The following is an 18,054-nucleotide window of genomic DNA, read 5'->3' as shown; positions in this document are numbered from 1 at the left end:
CGCCTCCGCCGCTCCAGACCAACGACGCCGGTGTCGAGCGCCTTGAGGCCGCTCGCCCCCCGAACCGCGGTCAGGCGACGGCGGCGATCGTGCGCGCCAGGCGCCGTGTTAAGCGTCGCCGCACCATGCAGGCGCCCGACACCGATCCCCCCCCGCCCTCGGGGCCGCTCCAGGACAGCGCCCCCCCGGCCGAATCCCCCACGCTCGCCAGCCGCGGCGCCGCCTCCGCGCGCCCGTACGGGCGCCGCTGGGCCGTCGGGCTGCTCAGCGCCCTGCACGCCCCCGTCTTCGCCTGGGCCGCGCTCTCCCTCCCCTTCCGGCCGTGGACGCTCTTCGCCGTGGTCACCGCCGCGCTCGCGCTGCTCCACGCCGCGACCGCCGTCCTCTCGCTCCTCCCGCACCCGCTCGCGCCCCGCGCCTTCCGCGCGACGTCGTTCTGCTCGCTCGGCTACCTCGCCTTCCTGAGCTTCGGGCTCCTCTCCTCCGCCGTCTACGTCGCCTCGCTGAACCGCGGCCTCGGCACAGGCATCGCGGCGGCGCTGCTCGCGGTCTGGGCGGTCGTCGCGCTGCTCACGCTGCCGTTCGCGTGCTGGGGCGTCGCCTCGACCGGCGGCCTCCGCCTGCTCCGCGCGAAGCGCCGGCCCTCGCGCACGCTCGCCGCGCTCGCCGCGCTGGTCGTCCTGGCCGCCCTCTCGCTGCTCTTCCGTCACCGCGTCGCCAAGGCCGACGTCGTGCCCGTGCCGGGCGGCGCGCCGTCGCGCACCGGGGCGGCGCTGCGCGAGGCCCTCTCTTCCTTCGACGCGCTCCCGCCGCCGCCGGCCAAGGCGCCCTCGCTCATGACCACGGCGCCGGCCGCGTGCGCCGCGCCCCCGGAGCCCGACCGCCCCACCCTCGTCGTCACCCACCTCACCGGCGGCCGCGACCCCGAGCGCGCCGCCGTCGCGACCCGCTGCCTCCAGCCCGCCCCCGGCGAGGACGCCGCGGCGGCGCTGCGCGGCGCGCTCGCCGGGGCCCTGCGTGGCCCGCTCAAGATCGACGTCGTCTCGGCCACGCAGCCGCTCGCCTCCCCCGGCCCGGGCCTCGACGGGCTGTCGCTGCGCCCCGGGCTCGACGGCCTCTGCCTCGCGGAGCGGTGCCTCATGCCGTGGCAGCTCATCGCGCTCGACGCGTTCAACACGAACGCGCCGCTGGCCGGCGTCCCCGACTTCCGCTTCGGCGTGGATCTCGCGGTCCTGCGCCGCGCCCTCGGCGAGCCCGAGCCGCCCGGCGGCCCCACCGCCGGCGGCGCCGCGCTCCGGGACGGCCTCGTGCGGATCGAGACGCTCAGCTACGCCGTCGACGCCGAGGGCGCGCTCCACCTCCTGTCGCGGATCGGAGAGCCGTCGGTCCCGCTCACCGAGGCGACAGCGCAGCAGGCGGCGGCCGCGGCCCAGCGCTACATCCTCGGGGCGCAGCGGAAGGACGGCATGTTCCGCTACATCGTGGACCCGTTCACCGGGCGCGCCTCGTTCGACGGGTTCTCGATCGCGCGGCAGGCCGGCACGACGCTCGCCCTGTGCGAGCTCGGGGTCGGCGCCGAGGGCGAGCCTGCGTCGCCGGAGCTCGCGAAGGTGGTGCAGCGCTCGCTCGGCCTGCTCGCGAAGCTCGAGCGCAGGGCCGGCGAAGGCGACTCCGTCGGCGCGCTCTTCTACCCCAAGGACAGCCCCGGGACGATCGCGGGCCTCAACCCCACGGCGCTGAGCCTTGTCACGTTCCTCTCGTGCCGCGACGCGCACGGAGCGCACGACGCGCTCATCGGGCGGCTCGCCCGCATGGTGCTCGCCACGCAGCGGGACGACGGCGGCTTCGCGCCGCAGCTCGACCTCGCGCGCGTCGCGCCCGTCCTCGGCCCGACGCAGCTCTACGAAGGAGGCCAGTCGGTGCTCGCGCTGGCGCTGCTCGAGGCGCTCGCCGCCCGCGAGCCGAGCCCCGAGTACCCGCCCGCGACCGCCGTGCGCGCCGCCGTCGATCGCGCCATGGACTACTACGCGAACCGCTACTGGGACCATTTCGCCAGTGATTTCGTGTACATGGAGGAGAACTGGCACTGCCTCGCGGCGCGCGCGGCGCTCGGGCACCACCGCCGCGACGACTACGAGCGGTTCTGCCTCGACTACGTGGCGTTCAAGTCGCGGCTCGTGCTCGACGAGGACAGCAAGGTGGCGCCCGATCTCGTGGGCGGGTACGGGTTCGGCAACGTGCTGCCGCCGCACAACACGGCGACGGCGGGGTTCGGCGAGGCGCTGGCCGCGGCGATGGCGGTCAAGGAGGCGCGCGGGGAGGACCTCGCGTCCGATCAGGCGTTGATGCGGCGGGTGCTCGGGTTCCTCGTTCAGCAGCAGTGGTCGCCCGCGACCTGCTTCGCGTGCAGCCGCGACGTGATCATCGAGGGGGGCTTCAGCGAGAGCATGGCGTCTCCCCGGATCCGCATCGATTACGTGCAGCACGCCTGGGCCGCGCTCGGCCACGGGGGCCGGATGCTCGGGCTCGTGCCAGGGCGGAGCGCGCCGGCGGCGGGGCGTCTGTGAGCGCGGGCGGCGAGGGAGAGGCCGTCGCCAGCGCTGGCGCCGGTGGTGGACCGAGCCCGCAGGGCGGCGCCGTGGGCGCCGGGGCCGGCGGTGGATCGAGCCCGCGCGGGGCCGCTCGCTTCGGCGAGCGCCGGGCGTACGCGTACGGCGTGACCGCCGCCTTCCTGCTCCTCATGCTCGCCCCGCTGTTCCGCCGCCCTCCGGTCGACAGCTTTCCGCTGTCGACCTACCCGATGTTCTCGTGGGGCCGCCACGACGCGCGGACCGCCGTGGAGCGCGCCGTCGGCGTGGACTCCCGGGGCGGGCGGCGGCCGATCCCGCCGCGCCTCGTGGGCAGCGAGGAGGTGCTGCAGGCCAAGGCCACGCTGGCGCAGAGCATCCGCCAGGGCGCCCGCGCGGCCCGCGCGCTCTGCCGCGGCATCGCGTCGCGCGTCGCGGCGCAGGACGGCTACGCGGATGTCGTCGCGGTCGAGATCCGGACCGACACCTTCGATGCCGTCGCGTTCTTCGAGGGGCAGGAGGCCCCGATCGACGCCAAGCTCCACGCGACGTGCAAGGTGGGCGCGCGATGAGGCGGCTTTTTGCGCGGTTCGACCGCGCCTTCTTCGCGGAGGCGCCCGCCGAGCGGCTCGCGCTGTTGCGGCTGCTCGTGGGCGGCTTCGCCCTCGTGTACCTCTGCGTCCGCGCTGTGCACTTCCAGCGCGTGAGCCACCTGCCCCCGGAGAGCTTCAGGCCCGTCGGCGTGGTCGCGGTGCTGTCCGCGCCGCTCCCCCTCTGGGCGGTACAGAGCCTCCTTGGCGCGGCCATCGCCGCCGGCGCGGCGTTCGTGGCGGGCTACCGGTTCCGCGTCGCCGGGCCCGTCTTCGGCGCGCTCCTGCTCTGGGTGCTGAGCTACCGGAGCTCCTGGGGCATGGTGTTCCACACCGAGAACCTCCTCGCGCTCCACGTCATCGCGCTCGGCCTGGGGGCCGCGGCGGACGCATACTCGCTCGACGCGCGCGCGGCGCGCGCGTCGTCGGAGCGTGCCCCCGCGCCGGCGCCGGACGGCCGCTATGGCTGGCCGATCCGGCTATTCTGCGCGATCACGGTGATGTCGTATTTCATCGCCGGGGTCACGAAGCTCCGGAACAGCGGCCTCGACTGGGCGACGAGCGATATCCTCCGCAACTACATCGCTTACGACAACGTCCGGAAGATCGCGCTCGGCGACACGCACTCCCCGCTCGGCGGCGCGCTCGTCCGCTACGGATTCCTGTTCCCGCCGCTCGCGCTCGCCAGCCTGGCCATGGAGCTCGGCGCGCCGCTCGCCCTGTTCAGCCGGCGCGTCGCTGTCGTCTTCTGCGGCGCCGCGTGGCTCTTCCACCTCGGCGTGCTGCTCACGATGGCGATCCTGTTCCCGTACCCGCTGCTCGGCGTGGCGTTCGCGGGGTTCTTCGAGCTGGAGAAGCTGCGCGATCTGAGGCGCCCGCGCCGCGCGGGGCCTGCATCGAGGACGGGAGGTGTCGAGAGGCTCTCCTAGCCGGGTGCCGCCGCTGCCTGACGACCTACTCGCGGCCCGAGCCACCGGTCGAACTCGCTCGAACAAGCTCGTGCTGTTGCAGGGTCAGTTCCGAGCGCCATCGGGTCGTGCCCCGGTGTCCTTGGCCATGTGGTCGAGGAGACGCTTCACCTCAGCGACGAGCTGCTCGTTACCGTCGGCCTGCGCCACGTCGACGGTCTCAAGGAGCACTTTCCGTGATTTCTCCGTCTGATTCCCGAAGAACAACACCGAACCGAGGGAATGGAGCGCGTCGCTCAAACCTGCGCGATCGCCCGCCTCCCGGAAGCGGGTGACGGCCAGCTCGTACCAGGCCGCAACATTGGACCAGTCGCGAGAGTCTACCTTGATATTGCCGATCGCCATCAGCGCGCGCCCTGAGGCAGAGTAATCCCCCACTTGCTCGTAAAGATGCGCGGCTTCTTCGTACTCTCGCAAAGCCCCCTCATGATCGCCGCCCTGTCGGCGCACCCCTGCGCATTTGAAGAGCAGGGCTGCTTCCCATGAAGGATTTCTCAGCTCACGCGCAAGCTCCAGCGCCGCCTGGTAAGCGTCTCGCGCACGCGCTACGTCATTCATCGATGCGCACGCATCGCCGAGCCCCTCGATTGCCCTCGCCTCCCCGGCTCCGTCGGCGAGGTAGTGATAGATCGGGGCGGCCTCTTCGTAAGCTTCCCGTGCCCGGCGCGGCTCGCTCCGGCGCAGCGACAGCTCCCCGAGCGCTTCGTGCGCAACAGCCTCGTAGAACCGGCTCTTATGCTCTCTGGCGAGCGACAGGGCTTCCTCGAAATCCTGGCGAGCATTCTTAACGTTGCCTTCGAGCTGCAACAATCGCCCACGGGAGAGGAGCGTGACAGCGCGCCCGATCGGGTCCCCGGCGTCGTCGACAGCGGCGAGCGCCCGCTCGTATGCGGCCCGTGCTTGATCGAGCTGATGGATCTTGACTCTGGCATCTCCGAGCGCCCTCAACGCGGAACCTTCCTCGCTCCGCAGGCCGAGGCGGTGAAAGAGCCGCACGGACTCTTCGGCGTCCTCGATCGCCTCCTGCACGCGCCCCGTCCAGAGCTTCAGGTGGGACAAGCGGCTCATACAGACGGCGAGGCCCACCCAATCTCCGGCAACCGCCGCCAGCCTGCGTCCGCGCTCGAACAGCGTCGCGGCGCCATCCCACCGTTCGACCGTCGCGCACGCGAACCCCGCGCTGACGAAAGCCATTACGACCATCTCGGGCGCAGCGCCGGAGCGCTCCAGCCAATCGCCTGCCGTTTCGTAGAGCACCGAGATCCGCTCGATGGTCGCGGCATCCCTGTTCTCCCCGCGCCGCTCGTTCTCGACCGTCGCCAGCTCATACAGGGTCAGCCCCGCGATGTGCAGATCATCGTTCGACCAGGCGCTGTCGTCACGTTGCTGGCGAGATCGGAGCAAGAGCCGAGCGCTCGACTCGGCGTCACCATCCTCGATGAGCTTCAGCGCCGTGCGGACAGCCATGCTCCGGGGCTCGGGCAGGCTGGACGGGCGCGCCTCGATGGGGCTCGACACCTGCGTAGACACCATTTCCCTGCCAGCTTGTGTCGGCACCGCCCGCCCCTCCGCTTCGGGAAACAGCCCGGGGGCCAGCTCCGCAATCGAGCCCTCGATCCGCCGCAGCGCGGCGACGTGCAGCAGCGCCCGCCGGAGGACCTCCTCGTCGCGCATTAGGTCGAGGATCGGCAGCACCCCTCCCATGTCCGCGAATCCCGCCTTGCGCAGCGCCTCGTGTCCCTCAGCGCCGAGCGGCTCGCCCCTGCCGACCGCAACGAGGGCGCGCACGGCGGTCTCCGCTGGCCCAACCGCGAATCGCCCGGCGACGACGCGTCCGATCGCCTCCGCCTTCGCCGCGTCGAGCCCCTCGCCCTGCGCCTCGACCTCGACCATGGCCTCCTCCGCATCGATGAGGTCGATCGGACTGATCAGCTTTGTCGAAATCTCCCGGACCGCATCGGCGATCTCCTCGTATGCCCTCACCGGCCGCTCGTCGAGCAACCGATCCAGGATACGATGGAGCACCCCGATCTTCAGCGGCCCGAGCCACGCCTCCGCGGGCAGGCTGATCTCCTGATCGAAATCGTACAGCGCGAGCCCCGGCGTCATCTTGCTCCCGTCGATGACAACCGCTTGTGGGTCAACCACGGGCACTGCGTCGACGCGCCACCAGACGAGCACCGGGTTCGGAAGGTTGATCCGGCCGGAGAGCAGGGCATGCCGCTCCGCCCAGCGGAGCTGAATCAGCCTCAATTCCGGCTCGAGCGGGCGCAGCGCCTGCGCGAGCAGCCCCGCGAGACGGTCACGGTGCGCGCGCGGGAGCCCGGGCGGCATCACCCACGGCCGAGGCAGATCACCGCTCTGAACGGCGAGGCGCGGGAAATGATCGCCGGCGAACAGGCGCACGCGGTCTCCTCAGGTTTAGGGAGCCTGACCGGCCGCGTGCTCGCAGAGGAAGTGGAGCCCGGGCGACAGCATGTATCGGTCAGGGCTGAGCAGCCAGTCGGGAACCAGAGCGCCATAGCGGAGCGCGCGCTCGCGGAGCTCCTGCGTCACGCCGTGCGTGTCGAGCTCGACGCCGGTGAGGAACTGGTGCGGCGCGTGCTTGAACGCCGCGGCGACGCGGTGGATCTCCTCACCGCGCAGTCCAGCGAAGCGATTCTCCGCGATCCGGAGCAGCGCATCGCGCAGGCGCTCCCCGTCCTCGGGCGGGAAGTCGATCCGCTCGTAGTCGAGATCCGCGAGCCACGAGAGATACCCCCAGGCGTTCGTCGTCCACGAGGCAAGCTTCGCTGCCAGCCGCTCGAAGCCGGCTTCCTTGAGGGCCAGGCGCTTGTCCGGGCCCGCCGTGCTCATCCGCGTCTTCGCGATCCGGAGGAGCTCCTCGGGCTCCAAACCTCTCACGACGACCTCGTTCGAATACAGCTTGCGCAGGTCCGCAGACACGAACTCGGTCCGGAGGTTCGCGACGACCACGCAGTCCCGGAAGCCGAGGATGGCCTTCGCCAGGTCGGTGACCCGACGCACGTCCTCCTCGATCTCGGCGTAGCCGACCTGATCGAGGTTGTCGACGAAGAGGACCACGTGCTCCCCGGCGGCGCGGCAATCGCTGAGGAAGTCCTGCACCTTGTCCCTGAGGAAATCGGCGTCGACCGCGCGCTCGTACGACTCCTCGACGGTCCGGACCCGGCCGGCGGCGCCGCTGATGCCGAACTCGACCTGCACGCTCTCGACGAGCTTGGACTTCACCGCAGCGCCGAGCTGGATGTTGCGCGACCACTGGCGAACCTCCTTGACGCTGACCTTCGTGAGCACGGCGAACCGCTGGAGCAGCTCCGCGCCCTTCTGCAGCGCCTGGTCGTTCGCGTTCTCCGTGGCCTCGCGGCCGAGGTCGCCTGCGATCCGCTTGAGAACGGCGTCAGGGCCGTGCCCTGTCTGGGCACCGTCCACGATGACCCGGAGCGCCCCGGGCGACGAGATGACCGTGTCGAGCGCCTTGCGGGTCAGGATCGATTTTCCGACCCCGCGATGCCCGCGAACCAGGATCCTCGCCTGCCCCGGCCCCCCGGGCTCCAGGACGCTCTTCAGCCTCTCCACCAAGTCGCTAAGGAGCTCCTCCCGGTTCGTGAACAGCGCCAGATCGACGTAATTGTCCGGTTGGAAGCAGGCCGAGCGGGTGGGCTTGGGGCGAGGGGTCATCGAGACGCTCTCCGGACACCTTCGTGGCTCGCCAGGCTTTCGCACGTCCTCGCCCGGCGTTCAAGGTGCGCCGCGCCCCGTCCGCCCGCCTCCCCACGCTCGCGCGCCGCTACGAGGGCTCGACCGGCTCCTCGTCGAACGGCTCGCAGACGAGATAGACCTTCTTCCCGCTCGGATGGATCGCGAGCGTCGCGTAGCGCGGGCAGGCGAAGCACTCCCGCGCGTCCACCGTCGCCGCCCGCCGCGGGCAGCGCACCCTCCGTGGTTCGGTGCCTCCCCCCTCGACCTCGATCCACACCAGCTTGTCCGATTCCTCCAGATGACAGGCCATGGCGCCCTCCTCCCGCGGCATCCGCCGATGAAAGGAGGTTTGCAATCATCGAGCCGGAAGATGTCGACCCGCGGCGCCGCCATGGCGAGCCGCCAGGACCGCACCCGGCTCGCGCCTGTTGCCGTCGATTCCCATGCTTCTTCACGGCTCCTCACGTCGCCGCTCGGCGGCGGGGCGGGCTGCTGCGCCTCGCCCCGGGCTCCGGGGCGCACGCCCTGCGCCGAGAGGCGCGCGGAGTGCATCTGCGATGCACGAGGGACGGGCCCTGCCGCGCCGGCCAGGCCCACGCCTCGGCGAAGCGCGTGGCGCATCCCTTGCTGCGTCGTACCTGCTGCGGTGGACGCCGCAGCGCTCTTCACAGGGGGTCGCGATGGCAGACTGGCTCGTCGTGCTGCTGGCGGCTGCTGGAGGCGTCGCGGCGTTGATCGTCGGGACGAGAAGCCTGCTCGCCCGGCGGCATTACCACACCTCGGAGACCACCCTGGTCTGCCCAAGGACCGGGGCTCCCGTGCGGTGCCGACTCGTCGTCGACGGCCGCTCCGAGGAGTCCGTCGAGGTCGCACACTGCTCGCTTCTCCCCGGCGGGCGGCCCACGTGCGAGCAGGACTGTGTGAAGCTCCTGAACCTGGGCATCCGGCTCGCGCCCCTCGATCCGGCGCGTCCATCACGAACGCACGAGCGCCCTGACGCGGGCGAGCCCGGCGCCGGCGACGAGCCCGGCCCGCCCTCGCCCTGATGGGACCGGGGGCTCGCGACGCGCAAGGCGTGCGCCGCCCCGCACTCCCTGCATCACGCAACGCGCCGGCCGGCCCGCCGCCGCCCGGGAGCCCTGATGGCACATCGCGTGCTGTCATGGCCGGAACCATGGCTTTCCAGATACCGAAGATGACGACCCGCTCCTCGGCCAACCTGCCGATCGCGATGGTCCTCCTGGCGACTGGCTCCCTGCTGTGGATCCGCGCCGCGCTGCGCACGCCGGGCGCGCTGGACATGACCCCCAGCGTCGACGGCTGCCTCACGGTGGGGATCGTCGGCGTGCTGCTCGCGTTGCTTCACGGCGTCACGTACCCGACAGCGCTCCTGTCGATCGCGGCCCCCATCGCCCTCGTGCAGTTCCTTGCCACCGGGGGCTCGGGCTCCGCTTTCCTGCCCGTGCTGGGGATCGAGCTCACCGCGTTCGGCCTCTTCGGCCTGCCGCTCTCCCGGCTGCCTCGCCGCCGCCCTGCCGTGACGGTGCCGGCGCGCTCGCTGAGCGCGGCGCACCCGTCGCCCTCGTGAACAGCCAGCCGCTTGCGGGTTGAGCGACGCGCCGCGGTGTCGCCGCGGCGCGGTTCTACAGGCGTCGCTCCGGCCCCACCCGTGCGAGCGGGGCCGTCGCTTTCGCCGCGGATCAGAACTCGAACTTGTCGAACGAGTTCAGATCCTTGCACGCATCGACGAGGCGCGCCGCCACGCCCTTCTCGCCGAGGTGGAGCCAGCCGCGCGGGTCGATGTACTTCTTGTTGGGCTTGTCCTCGCCCTCGGGGTTGCCGAGCTGCGACTTCAGGTAGGCGCCCTTGTCGTCCATGTACTTCTTGATGGGCTGCGTGAAGGCCCACTGCGTGTCCGTGTCGATGTTCATCTTGATGACGCCGTAGGACACCGCCTCGCGGATCTCCTCGCGCGACGAGCCGGAGCCGCCGTGGAACACGAAGTCGACAGGCTTCGGGCCCGTCTTGCGCTCCTTCTGGATCGCGTCCTGGGAGTTCTTCAGGATGGGCGGCCGGAGCTGCACGTTGCCCGGCTTGTAGACGCCGTGCGTGTTGCCGAACGACGCGGCGATCGTGAAGTTGCCGATCGGCTTCAGCGCGTCGTACGCGGCGAGCACCTCCGCGGGCTGGGTGTACAGCTTGGAGTTGTCGATGCCGCTGTTGTCGACGCCGTCCTCCTCGCCGCCCGTGACGCCGAGCTCGATCTCGAGCGTCATCTTGAGCGCCGCCATCTGCCGCAGGTACTTCTGGCAGATCTCGAGGTTCTCGTGGAGCGGCTCCTCGGACAGATCGAGCATGTGAGAGGAGAACAGGGGCTCTCCATTCTTCTCGAAGAACTTCTTGCCGTGCTCCAGCAGGCCGTCGATCCACGGCAGGAGCTTCTTCGCGGCGTGATCGGTGTGCAGGATGACCGGGACGCCGTAGGCCTCGGCCAGGTTCCGCACGTAGTGCGCGCCCGCGACGGCGCCCGCGATGGCGGCCTTCTCACCCTTGTTGTCCAGGAACTTGCCGCCGAAGAAGTGGGCGCCGCCGTTCGAGAACTGGATGATGATGGGGCACTTGGCCTCCCGGGCCGCCTGGAGCGCGGCGGTCGTGCTGTGCGAGCCGATCACGTTCACGGCCGGCAGCGCACACTCGACGCTCTTCATGTACTCGAACAGCTCCTGAAGAGCGGAGCCAGTGATCACGCCGGGCTTGAGCTTCATCTTGGACATGGCACTTGAATCCTTGTTCGTTGCTCGGGTCTCGCCCGAGCATGCAACGCGGCGAAGGAAAGCGGAAGGGTGGATCGGATCCGCAGGGCGGGCGGGTCCGGGTACCATCGCCAAAGCCCAGGGAGCAAGCGGATTCTCCGCTGGCTCCACGGGGGAATGATCACCCCACGGCGAGCTTGCCCTCGCCGAGCAGCCGCCCGGAGATCCGCATGCAGGCCTCATCCATGTCGCCCGAAGAGCTCCTCGCATCCCTCGCGGAGGCCGCGCAGGGCCTGCTGTTCCCCAGCGAGTCCGATCACGAGCTGCGTCCGTTCCGGTCGCGCGGGGACGCGTCCTCGCCGGCCGCGCTGCTCGCGGCCGAGGGCCTCGGCGCGGCGACGCCGGTCGAGGTCACGACGGCGGGCGACCTCTTCGCGCCCGTGATCGACGTGCCCGGGGACGCCGGCGACGCGGCGCTGGCCGAGGCGGGGCGGTACCGGCGGCTCGTGGACCTGCTGGAGCGCCACCTGACCGACGTCCGGGTCTACCGCGTCGGGCGCGTCACGATCGATGTCTACGTCGTCGGCCGCCATCCGTCGGGCGCGTGGCTCGGCCTCGTGACGAAGGTCGTCGAGACCTGAGCGCGCCGCTCAGCGACCGCCGGCGGGCCCGTCGTCGACGCGCGCCTCCAGCGTCCGCTGCGTGGCCTCGGGGAGCGCGGTCATGAGGTCGTAGCCCGCGCGCCGCTCGATCTCGTCCACCGTCGTCCGGTACTGCCCCCAGCCCTGATCGAGGATGCCCGTCTCGTTCGGCATCACCACCGCGATGACCCGCGTCGCCGGGCCGATGTCGCCGGACCCCTGCCCCGGCTCGAGGACCACGGCGACCTTGAAGAACGCGTCCGGCACGGCGACGTCCTTGCCGATGGTGGCGGCCGGTCGCTCGCGCTCGTCGAAGAGGCCGCCGGCGATCAGGAACAGCACCCGCCGCTCCTTCTGCGCGAGCTCCTGGCACGCCTCCTCGAGCCTCAGCCACGGACCGGCGTTGAGCTCGTGCCGCTGCGGCAGGATGTTCGTGAGGAGGAACGTCGCCTTGTTGTCGTCGGGGTTCCGCGTCCGCTCCTCGGAGCGGACCATGTGGCCTCGATCGAAGCCGGAGCCGGTGTAGTCGTCGTGCTGCACGCGGTACCAGCCGTCCGGCAGCGCGCTGTCGGCCAGGAACTTGCCACGGTGGCGGGGCGCGTCCCCGAACGACGCGGCGTCGAGCCTCCAGCTGACCCAGTTCGCCACGTTCCTGGAGCGGTTGTAGGAGAGGGCGTACTGGGGCTTGATCATCAGGTGATCGTCGGACGCGTCGGCCCGCGCGGCGCGCGCTCCCGTGCGGGCCGGGACGCCGAGCTCGAGATGCGGGCTCGGCGCGGGCGGGCGCGAGGAGGGCGCGTCCTTCGGCGGAGCGCCCTTCGGCGGCGAGGCGCTGCCGGATCGGCCGGGCGTCGGCGATGGTTTGGAGGGGCGGTCGCCGCCGAGGTCGAGGCCGAGCTCCTCGAGCACGCGCTCGAAGCCGCACTTGACCCCCACCGCGCTGAGCCCGGTCACGAGGAGCGCGACGAGCACGCGCGAACCCCAGGACTTCTGTTGTCGCTTCCTGTTCGAGCCCACGTCGACGCTGCCAGCTATCTACGGCAGGGATGGCGCGGTCGTCCAGCGCGACCTGGGTGAGGCACGGCAGCGCTCGGCCCGAAAGGCGCGCCGGTACGTTTTGCTTGAGCGTGCCGCCGCGACTCTCCATGGTTTCCGGAGCGCCGATGGAGGAGCCGGAGCACAGCGATCTGCGACGCCGGAGGACGCGCGGCTCCGCGGCCGTCGCGGTGGCCGCGGCGACCGGCGCCCTCGTCGCCTTCACCGACGGCGAGGCCACGGCGACTCCCGCGCAGGAGCAGGCCCCTGCGGCGCCCGCGGCGGCCACGCAGGGCGCCCGGGTCACCATGCCGTCGCCGATCGGCCCCACCGAGCCGCCTTACCCGCCCGGCGGCGTCGGCGATGCGACCGTGGTCGCCCGCATCACGGTGTACCCGGACGGCACCGTGGGCGCGGTCGAGGTGGAGGGCGAGGAGCCGTTCGCGAGCGCGGCCGCGCGCGCGGCGCCGTCGTGGCGGTTCGAGCCCGCCCGGCGCGACGGGCGGCCCATCGGCGCGCGCATCCTGTTCCCCGTGAGGTTCCGCGATCCTCGCGCCGGGGCGCCGGCCGCGCCTCCTGCGGCGCCCGCCGGGCCCGCGCCGCCCCGCGGGAGCGTCGCGACGATGCCGCCCTCGCCGCCGGCTGCCGGGCAGGCCATCGACGTGGTGGTGGTGGGCGAACGCGCGGCGCCGATGACGACCTCGATGACGCGCGAGGAGGTTCGCCAGGTGCCCGGCGCGTTCGGCGATCCTTTCCGCGCGATCGAGGCGATGCCCGGCGTGACGCCCATCGCGTCCGGCGTGCCGTACTTCTTCGTGCGCGGCGCGCCGCCGGGCAACGTCGGCTACTTCATCGACGGCGTGCGCGTCCCGCTGCTCTATCACGTGGCGCTCGGCCCCAGCGTGATCCACCCGGCGCTCGTCGAGCGGGTCGATCTCTACCCCGGCGGCTTCCCGGCGCGCTTCGGGCGCTACACCGGCGGCGTCATCGCCGGCGAGACCCGGGAGCCGGCGCGCCTGCTCCACGGCGAGGCCAACCTCCGGCTCTTCGACGCGGGCGCCCTTGTCGAGGCGCCCTGGGCCGACGGCCGCGGCACGGCGCTCGTCGGCGGGCGCTACGCGTACCCGGGCGCGCTGCTCGCGCTCTTCTCGCCCGGCATCGAGCTCGGCTACTGGGACTACCAGGCGCGCGTCACCTACGATGCCTCGCCGTACGACCGGGTCGGCCTCTTCGCCTTCGGGTCGCACGACTACCTCGCCCAGATCGAGGACGACGGCGACAAGGACGTGGTGCTCGCCGGCGACTTCCACCGGCTCGACCTCCGCTACGACAGGTTCTTCGCGCGCGGCGGCCGCCTCCGGCACGCGATCACGCTCGGCCACGAGGAGAGCGAGAACCAGGACGGGGAGCGGGCCGGGCGCGCCCGCCTCCTCGGCGCGCGCGTGGAGCTGTCCGCGCCGGTCTCCGAGCGGCTGACGGTGCGCGCCGGCGCCGACGCACAGCTGGAGCGGTTCGACATCGACATCCGCGAGAACGACGGCGACTTCCCGACCCGGAACGACAGGGCGCTCGCGCGCCTCTTCACGAGCCGGGAGGACCTCACCGCGGGGCTCTGGGCCGACGTCGTCGTCCGCGCCGCGCCCGGGTTCGAGGTGGTCCCAGGCCTGCGCGGCGACCTCTTCGCGTCCGGCGGCGCGACGAGGGCCACGGTGGATCCGCGGCTCGCGACGCGGCTGCAAGCGACCCCGCGCGTCGCCCTGCTCAGCGCCTTCGGCGTGACCCACCAGCCGCCGAGCTTCCTCGGCGCGGTGCCCGGCATGCAGGTGGGCGGCCTGCGCGGCGGCGTGCAGACGGGGCTCCTGGCGAGCGCCGGCGTCGAGCTCCGCCTCCCCGGGGAGATCAAGGCCACGATCACCGGGTTCCGGAGCGGCTTCCTCGACCTGAGCGACGCCCTCGGCAACCGGCCTCCCGGCACCGACGCTGGCCTCGCGCAGCGGGCCGAGCTGCGCGGCGCCGGCAGCGCCCATGGGCTGGAGATCCACGCGCACCGCAGCCTGTCGAAGCGCATCGGAGGGTTCGTGTCCTACACACTCTCCCGCTCCGTCCGCCATGTCGGCCGGGAGAGCTTCGACTCGGCGTTCGACCGCCGCCATGTGCTCAACATGGCGGCCGCGGTCGACGTGGGCCGCGGCTGGAAGCTCGGGGGCAGGGCGGTGTTCTACAGCGGCATTCCGATGACGGTCGATTACGACCTCTGGGACAACGACGGCGTCGACGGGCAGCGCCCGGATGGCAACGACGACCGCCCCGACACGGAGCAGGACATCCGGCGCCGCGAGCAGCTGCGCGAGCGGATCGCCCAGGTGGTCCGTCGGCTGAGCCTGCCGGAGCGGCTGCCGGCGTTCTTCCGGCTGGACCTGCGGCTCGAGAAGCGGTGGATCCTCCGCGAAGGACGGACCGTCTCGCTCACGGTCGAGGTGCTCAACGCCACCGCTGGAAAAGAGACGCTGCAATACGAGTGCTCACTCCTGCGCGGATGCGAGCCGGAGACGCTCGGCCCCATCATCCTGCCGAGCATCGGCGCCGAAGCGACCTTCTGACCGGCATTGACGTCATCGCGCCGCGAGCAGCGCTCGCGCTCACCCGGGGCGCCGCGGCTGCGCCCCCGCGCCGCGCCGGCGATCGCCCGGCTCACCCGCGGGGGCGCGATCGGCCGTGCAACGGCGAGCACAATGCAGTGGAGCCACAAAAATCCCATATCGATTCATCAAACAACCTTCGTGGCGCGATGGCGTCTCCTGGCCATGACGTCCGGCAAGAGCGGTAAAGCACGGGGAGATTTGTTCGTCAGCACAGAAGTCGTCGTGATGACGCCTTCCCTGGCACATGTGCCGGGACCGGCAGCCGGCGTCACACCCGTGCAAATCATTGCGGCATCACGCAAAGCCTCGTGCAGCGTCCACTCCTCACGACGGGCCGCGAGGGCCCGGCGAGCCCGCGGTCAACGCGCTGGAGATCAAACATCGCTCCGAAATGGCGGCGCACGGCGGCGCGGGCGGAGATCGTGCGCTATCCTGTTGACGTGGACGCTTTCTGGTCCAATGTTTGCGAACATGGCGTGGCGGCGCTGGAGCTGAGAGACCACGGGATATCGCACCGCGATAGACGTTGCCTCACCTCCAATCACCTGCCGTAACCATGAGGGTCAATTCATGAACTTGTATTATCGCGCACTCAGCACGGTACTCTTCTCGGCGACGCTCGCGGCCGCCGCGCTCTCTCCGGTCGATGCCGAGGCGTCGTCGTCGAGGCAGCCCACCAAGGTCGAGCGCCTGGTGTTCCCGGTGACCCTCTCCGACGGCAACACGTACGACGTCGTCGGATACCTCTATTATCAGGGTCATACCAAGTACCGCCCCCTTCAGGTGCTCGTGCACGGCCTGACCTACACGCACGAGTACTGGGATCTCCCGTCGTTCGGCGGACACGATTACTCCTATGCCCGGCACATGGCGAAGGAGGGATACGCCGTCCTGGCGCTCGACATGCTCGGGGCCGGAGAGAGCAGCCGGCCCGACGGCGACTCCCTCGACCTGGCCAAGACCGCCGACAGCGTCCATCAGATCATCACCGAGATGCGCACGCCTGGCGGCGTCTACAAAACGCCTTTCACGCGCGTCGCGCTCGTCGGTCACTCGAACGGCGCCATCATCAACACGTTCACTCAGAGCACCTACAATGACGCCGACGTCCTCGTGAACACCGGCCTCGCCTTCACGCCGCACCCGATCCCCGTCCCCCCGGAGGCGATCTCCGCGCTGCTGCAGACGCCCTATATCGCGATCCCGCCGGACATGCGCACCGCCATCTTCTACGACACCGCGAACGCGCCGCCGGCGCTCATCGATTTCGACAACGCCACCATCGCCGACACGTTCACGCGCGGGCAGTTCCTGAACCTCCTCGCCGTCTCCGAGGACCCGACGCTCGCCGGCATCGACGAGGTGACGAGCCCGGTGTTCATCCAGTTCGGGGAGACCGACGCGCTGCAGCCGGCGGCGTACGCGGACTCCGACGCGGCGCTCTATGCCAGCGCCGAGAGCGTCACGACCGCGATCGTCCCCGACACGGGCCATATCCTGAACGGCCATCGCAAGGCGCGGGTCGGCTGGGAGCAGATCGACTGCTGGGTCCACCACACCATGGGCTGGTAGGGCGCGATTGGCGCCTCGGGCAGCGCCGCCTGCCCGGACCGCCGCGGCCGGCGGCCGCCGCCCTCCTTGCCCGGGCGGCGGCTCGAAGGCTTGGCGGCCGCTGTCCTGGGCCTATGCTGCCCCCATGCGCGAACAGCTCGCCAAGACGCTCGGGGAGGTCTTCTGGACCGATCTCCGCACCCATACAGCGCGCGACGCGGTCATCGTCGTCGCCGCCGATCTCGATCTCCTGGACGTCGGCGAGGCCATGGCCGCGAACGACACGGCCGCGGTGGAGGCCTGGATCGCGGCCGGCAAGCTGGCCAAGCCGACGGCCGCCGATCTCGCGCGCTGGCCGCAGCAGCACGATCTGCGCTTCCTGTCGCTCGTGGTCGCGCCGTTCGTGCTGATCCGCCAGCCGCCCTCGCCGCCGCCCTCTTGAAGCGCGCCGCCGGCGCGACGTGATATCGTCGCCCGCATGCGCCGGTTCGAGTTCGTGCAGGGGACGAGCGCCAAGTTCTGGATGGCCGACGTGGACGACGCGACCTTCATCGTCGTCTACGGGCGGCTGGGGACCGCCGGGCAACGCAAGGAGAAGGCGTTCCCCACGGCGGAGGCCGCGCAGCGCGAGTGCGACAAGAAGATCGCGGAGAAGCTCAGGGAGGGCTACCAGGAAGTGGCCGCCGCCGGGGGCGGCGCGCCCGCCGGCGGCGCCCCCGCAGCCACCTCCGGAGCGGCCGCGCCCCCGCAGCCGCCGAAGCTCGATCTGCCGCCGCGCGTCCAGCCCGGCGAGGCCACCGAGGCGCGGCGCAAGGCCGCTGTCCACGCGCTCGCCGCGGTCTCGGCCGCGCGCGGCCGGCGGAGCTGGGTGCTCGGGCGCGCCGTCCGACGCGCCCGCCGGGCGCTCGAGTCGCTCGGCGGGCTCGATCCCGCGACCGACGGGGCGCTGGCCGCCGCGCTGGACGCGCTCCTCGACCGCGTCGTCGCGCCGAACGCGCGCGATCGCCTGCCGCTGGTGCGCGCGATCGAGCTGCTCTCGGAGCTCGACGCCGCGGCGTTCGCGCGCGCGGTGCGCGACACCTGGAAGGCCCCGCCGGCGACCTCTCCTGCCGCCGGAGCGCTCGCCCTCCTGAAGCGGCAGCTCGAGGAGCTCGACGACCCCGAGCTCGGCCTCCGGCTCGGCGCCCTGCTCGTCGATCGGCCACACAACGGCTCGATGAGCGCCGAGGCCGGGTGGGCGCGGCGCTGGAAGGCGCTCTCGCCGCACCTCGAGGCGCACCTCGCCCATCGCGGGCGCTCGCTGAAGGAGCTCCTCGCGAGCATCGACGCGGGCGGCGACCCGCACGTCACCGAGCGGGTCGCGCGGATGCGCGCGGCGTGAGCTGCCCGGCCTGAGCTGCGCTGAGTGAGCTTCGAGGCCTGAGCTGCGCGTCCGGCGCGCGCCTCGAGGCGACGCTCCGGGCGCCGCGCCGCGCGGCCCCCCGGCAGCCGCGAACGCGCCCCACCCACAGGCGCACACCGGGTGGAAGCGACGACGCTTCCGTCATCGTCAGATCGACTCTGGCTTGACCTGCACCGCGGGGCTCG

At 71.8% G+C, this 18,054-nt stretch carries 15 protein-coding genes; 10 read left to right on the top strand and 5 right to left on the bottom strand.

Annotated elements, in window-relative coordinates; translation table 11 throughout:
- Positions 1-125 precede the first annotated feature (125 nt).
- From WMF45_RS10705 to WMF45_RS10695, 3 genes are read left to right on the top strand one after another with little or no spacing between them, the layout of a single operon-like run.
- Positions 126-2,567 carry a hypothetical protein gene (locus WMF45_RS10705; protein ID WP_437716812.1) on the top strand — a complete coding sequence of 814 codons (2,442 nt, stop codon included), beginning with the start codon at positions 126-128 and terminating at the stop codon, positions 2,565-2,567.
- Positions 2,564-3,139: a hypothetical protein gene (locus WMF45_RS10700; protein ID WP_437716811.1), complete on the top strand. Its 576-nt coding sequence runs from the start codon at positions 2,564-2,566 to the stop codon at positions 3,137-3,139. The genes WMF45_RS10705 and WMF45_RS10700 overlap by 4 nt, the downstream gene beginning before the upstream one ends.
- Positions 3,136-4,086, top strand: coding sequence for an HTTM domain-containing protein (locus tag WMF45_RS10695; protein ID WP_437716810.1), 951 nt, complete (start codon positions 3,136-3,138; stop codon positions 4,084-4,086). Before WMF45_RS10700 ends, WMF45_RS10695 begins: the two co-directional genes overlap by 4 nt.
- 84 nt (positions 4,087-4,170) lie before the next feature.
- Here the strand turns inward: WMF45_RS10695 and WMF45_RS10690 are convergent, their stop codons facing one another.
- The 3 genes from WMF45_RS10690 to WMF45_RS10680 all read right to left on the bottom strand — a co-directional run bounded on the left by WMF45_RS10690 (position 4,171) and on the right by WMF45_RS10680 (position 8,155).
- Positions 4,171-6,531, bottom strand: a complete 2,361-nt coding sequence (locus tag WMF45_RS10690; RefSeq protein WP_437716809.1) for a hypothetical protein — start codon at positions 6,529-6,531, stop codon at positions 4,171-4,173.
- A gap of 15 nt (positions 6,532-6,546) precedes the next feature.
- On the bottom strand, positions 6,547-7,824 hold the full coding sequence (locus WMF45_RS10685) for an AAA family ATPase (protein WP_437716808.1): 1,278 nt from the start codon (positions 7,822-7,824) through the stop codon (positions 6,547-6,549).
- Between the two features lie 109 nt (positions 7,825-7,933).
- Positions 7,934-8,155, bottom strand: coding sequence for a hypothetical protein (locus WMF45_RS10680; RefSeq protein WP_437551629.1), 222 nt, complete (start codon positions 8,153-8,155; stop codon positions 7,934-7,936).
- Between the two features lie 370 nt (positions 8,156-8,525).
- Here WMF45_RS10680 and WMF45_RS10675 point away from each other — a divergent pair, with 370 nt between their 5' ends.
- Entirely contained in the window at positions 8,526-8,891 is a 366-nt protein-coding gene (locus tag WMF45_RS10675; RefSeq protein ID WP_437716807.1) for a hypothetical protein, read from the top strand.
- Positions 8,892-9,019: 128 nt separating this feature from the next.
- The gene (locus WMF45_RS10670) at positions 9,020-9,433 is read left to right on the top strand and encodes a hypothetical protein (protein WP_437716806.1); all 414 of its coding nucleotides are present in this window, start codon (positions 9,020-9,022) and stop codon (positions 9,431-9,433) included.
- A 112-nt stretch (positions 9,434-9,545) separates the two neighbouring features.
- On the opposite strand, the gene fbaA is transcribed toward WMF45_RS10670, so the two are convergent.
- Positions 9,546-10,619 carry a class II fructose-bisphosphate aldolase gene (gene fbaA, locus WMF45_RS10665; protein WP_437551623.1) on the bottom strand — a complete coding sequence of 358 codons (1,074 nt, stop codon included), beginning with the start codon at positions 10,617-10,619 and terminating at the stop codon, positions 9,546-9,548.
- A 209-nt stretch (positions 10,620-10,828) separates the two neighbouring features.
- Here fbaA and WMF45_RS10660 point away from each other — a divergent pair, with 209 nt between their 5' ends.
- Positions 10,829-11,239, top strand: coding sequence for a nuclease A inhibitor family protein (locus WMF45_RS10660; RefSeq protein ID WP_437716805.1), 411 nt, complete (start codon positions 10,829-10,831; stop codon positions 11,237-11,239).
- 9 nt (positions 11,240-11,248) lie between these two features.
- Here the strand turns inward: WMF45_RS10660 and WMF45_RS10655 are convergent, their stop codons facing one another.
- Positions 11,249-12,256 carry a DNA/RNA non-specific endonuclease gene (locus WMF45_RS10655; protein ID WP_437716804.1) on the bottom strand — a complete coding sequence of 336 codons (1,008 nt, stop codon included), beginning with the start codon at positions 12,254-12,256 and terminating at the stop codon, positions 11,249-11,251.
- A 146-nt stretch (positions 12,257-12,402) separates the two neighbouring features.
- On the opposite strand from WMF45_RS10655, the gene WMF45_RS10650 reads away from it, so the two are divergent.
- The 4 genes from WMF45_RS10650 to WMF45_RS10635 all read left to right on the top strand — a co-directional run bounded on the left by WMF45_RS10650 (position 12,403) and on the right by WMF45_RS10635 (position 17,848).
- Positions 12,403-14,874, top strand: coding sequence for a TonB-dependent receptor plug domain-containing protein (locus WMF45_RS10650; protein ID WP_437716803.1), 2,472 nt, complete (start codon positions 12,403-12,405; stop codon positions 14,872-14,874).
- Positions 14,875-15,486: 612 nt separating this feature from the next.
- Positions 15,487-16,488, top strand: a complete 1,002-nt coding sequence (locus WMF45_RS10645) for an alpha/beta hydrolase (RefSeq protein ID WP_437716802.1) — start codon at positions 15,487-15,489, stop codon at positions 16,486-16,488.
- Positions 16,489-16,612: 124 nt separating this feature from the next.
- Positions 16,613-16,909 (top strand): DUF2288 domain-containing protein, encoded by a 297-nt coding sequence (locus WMF45_RS10640; protein WP_437716801.1) that lies wholly within the window; start codon positions 16,613-16,615, stop codon positions 16,907-16,909.
- Positions 16,910-16,945: 36 nt separating this feature from the next.
- Complete coding sequence (locus WMF45_RS10635) at positions 16,946-17,848, top strand: WGR domain-containing protein (protein WP_437716800.1); 903 nt, start codon at positions 16,946-16,948, stop codon at positions 17,846-17,848.
- The last annotated feature ends 206 nt before the right edge of the window (positions 17,849-18,054 follow it).

It is taken from the genome of Sorangium sp. So ce448, from assembly GCF_051520915.1.
In the GTDB taxonomy this organism is placed as follows: domain Bacteria; phylum Myxococcota_A; class Polyangia; order Polyangiales; family Polyangiaceae; genus Sorangium; species Sorangium cellulosum_B.
This window is presented reverse-complemented; position numbering and strand designations above follow the sequence as displayed.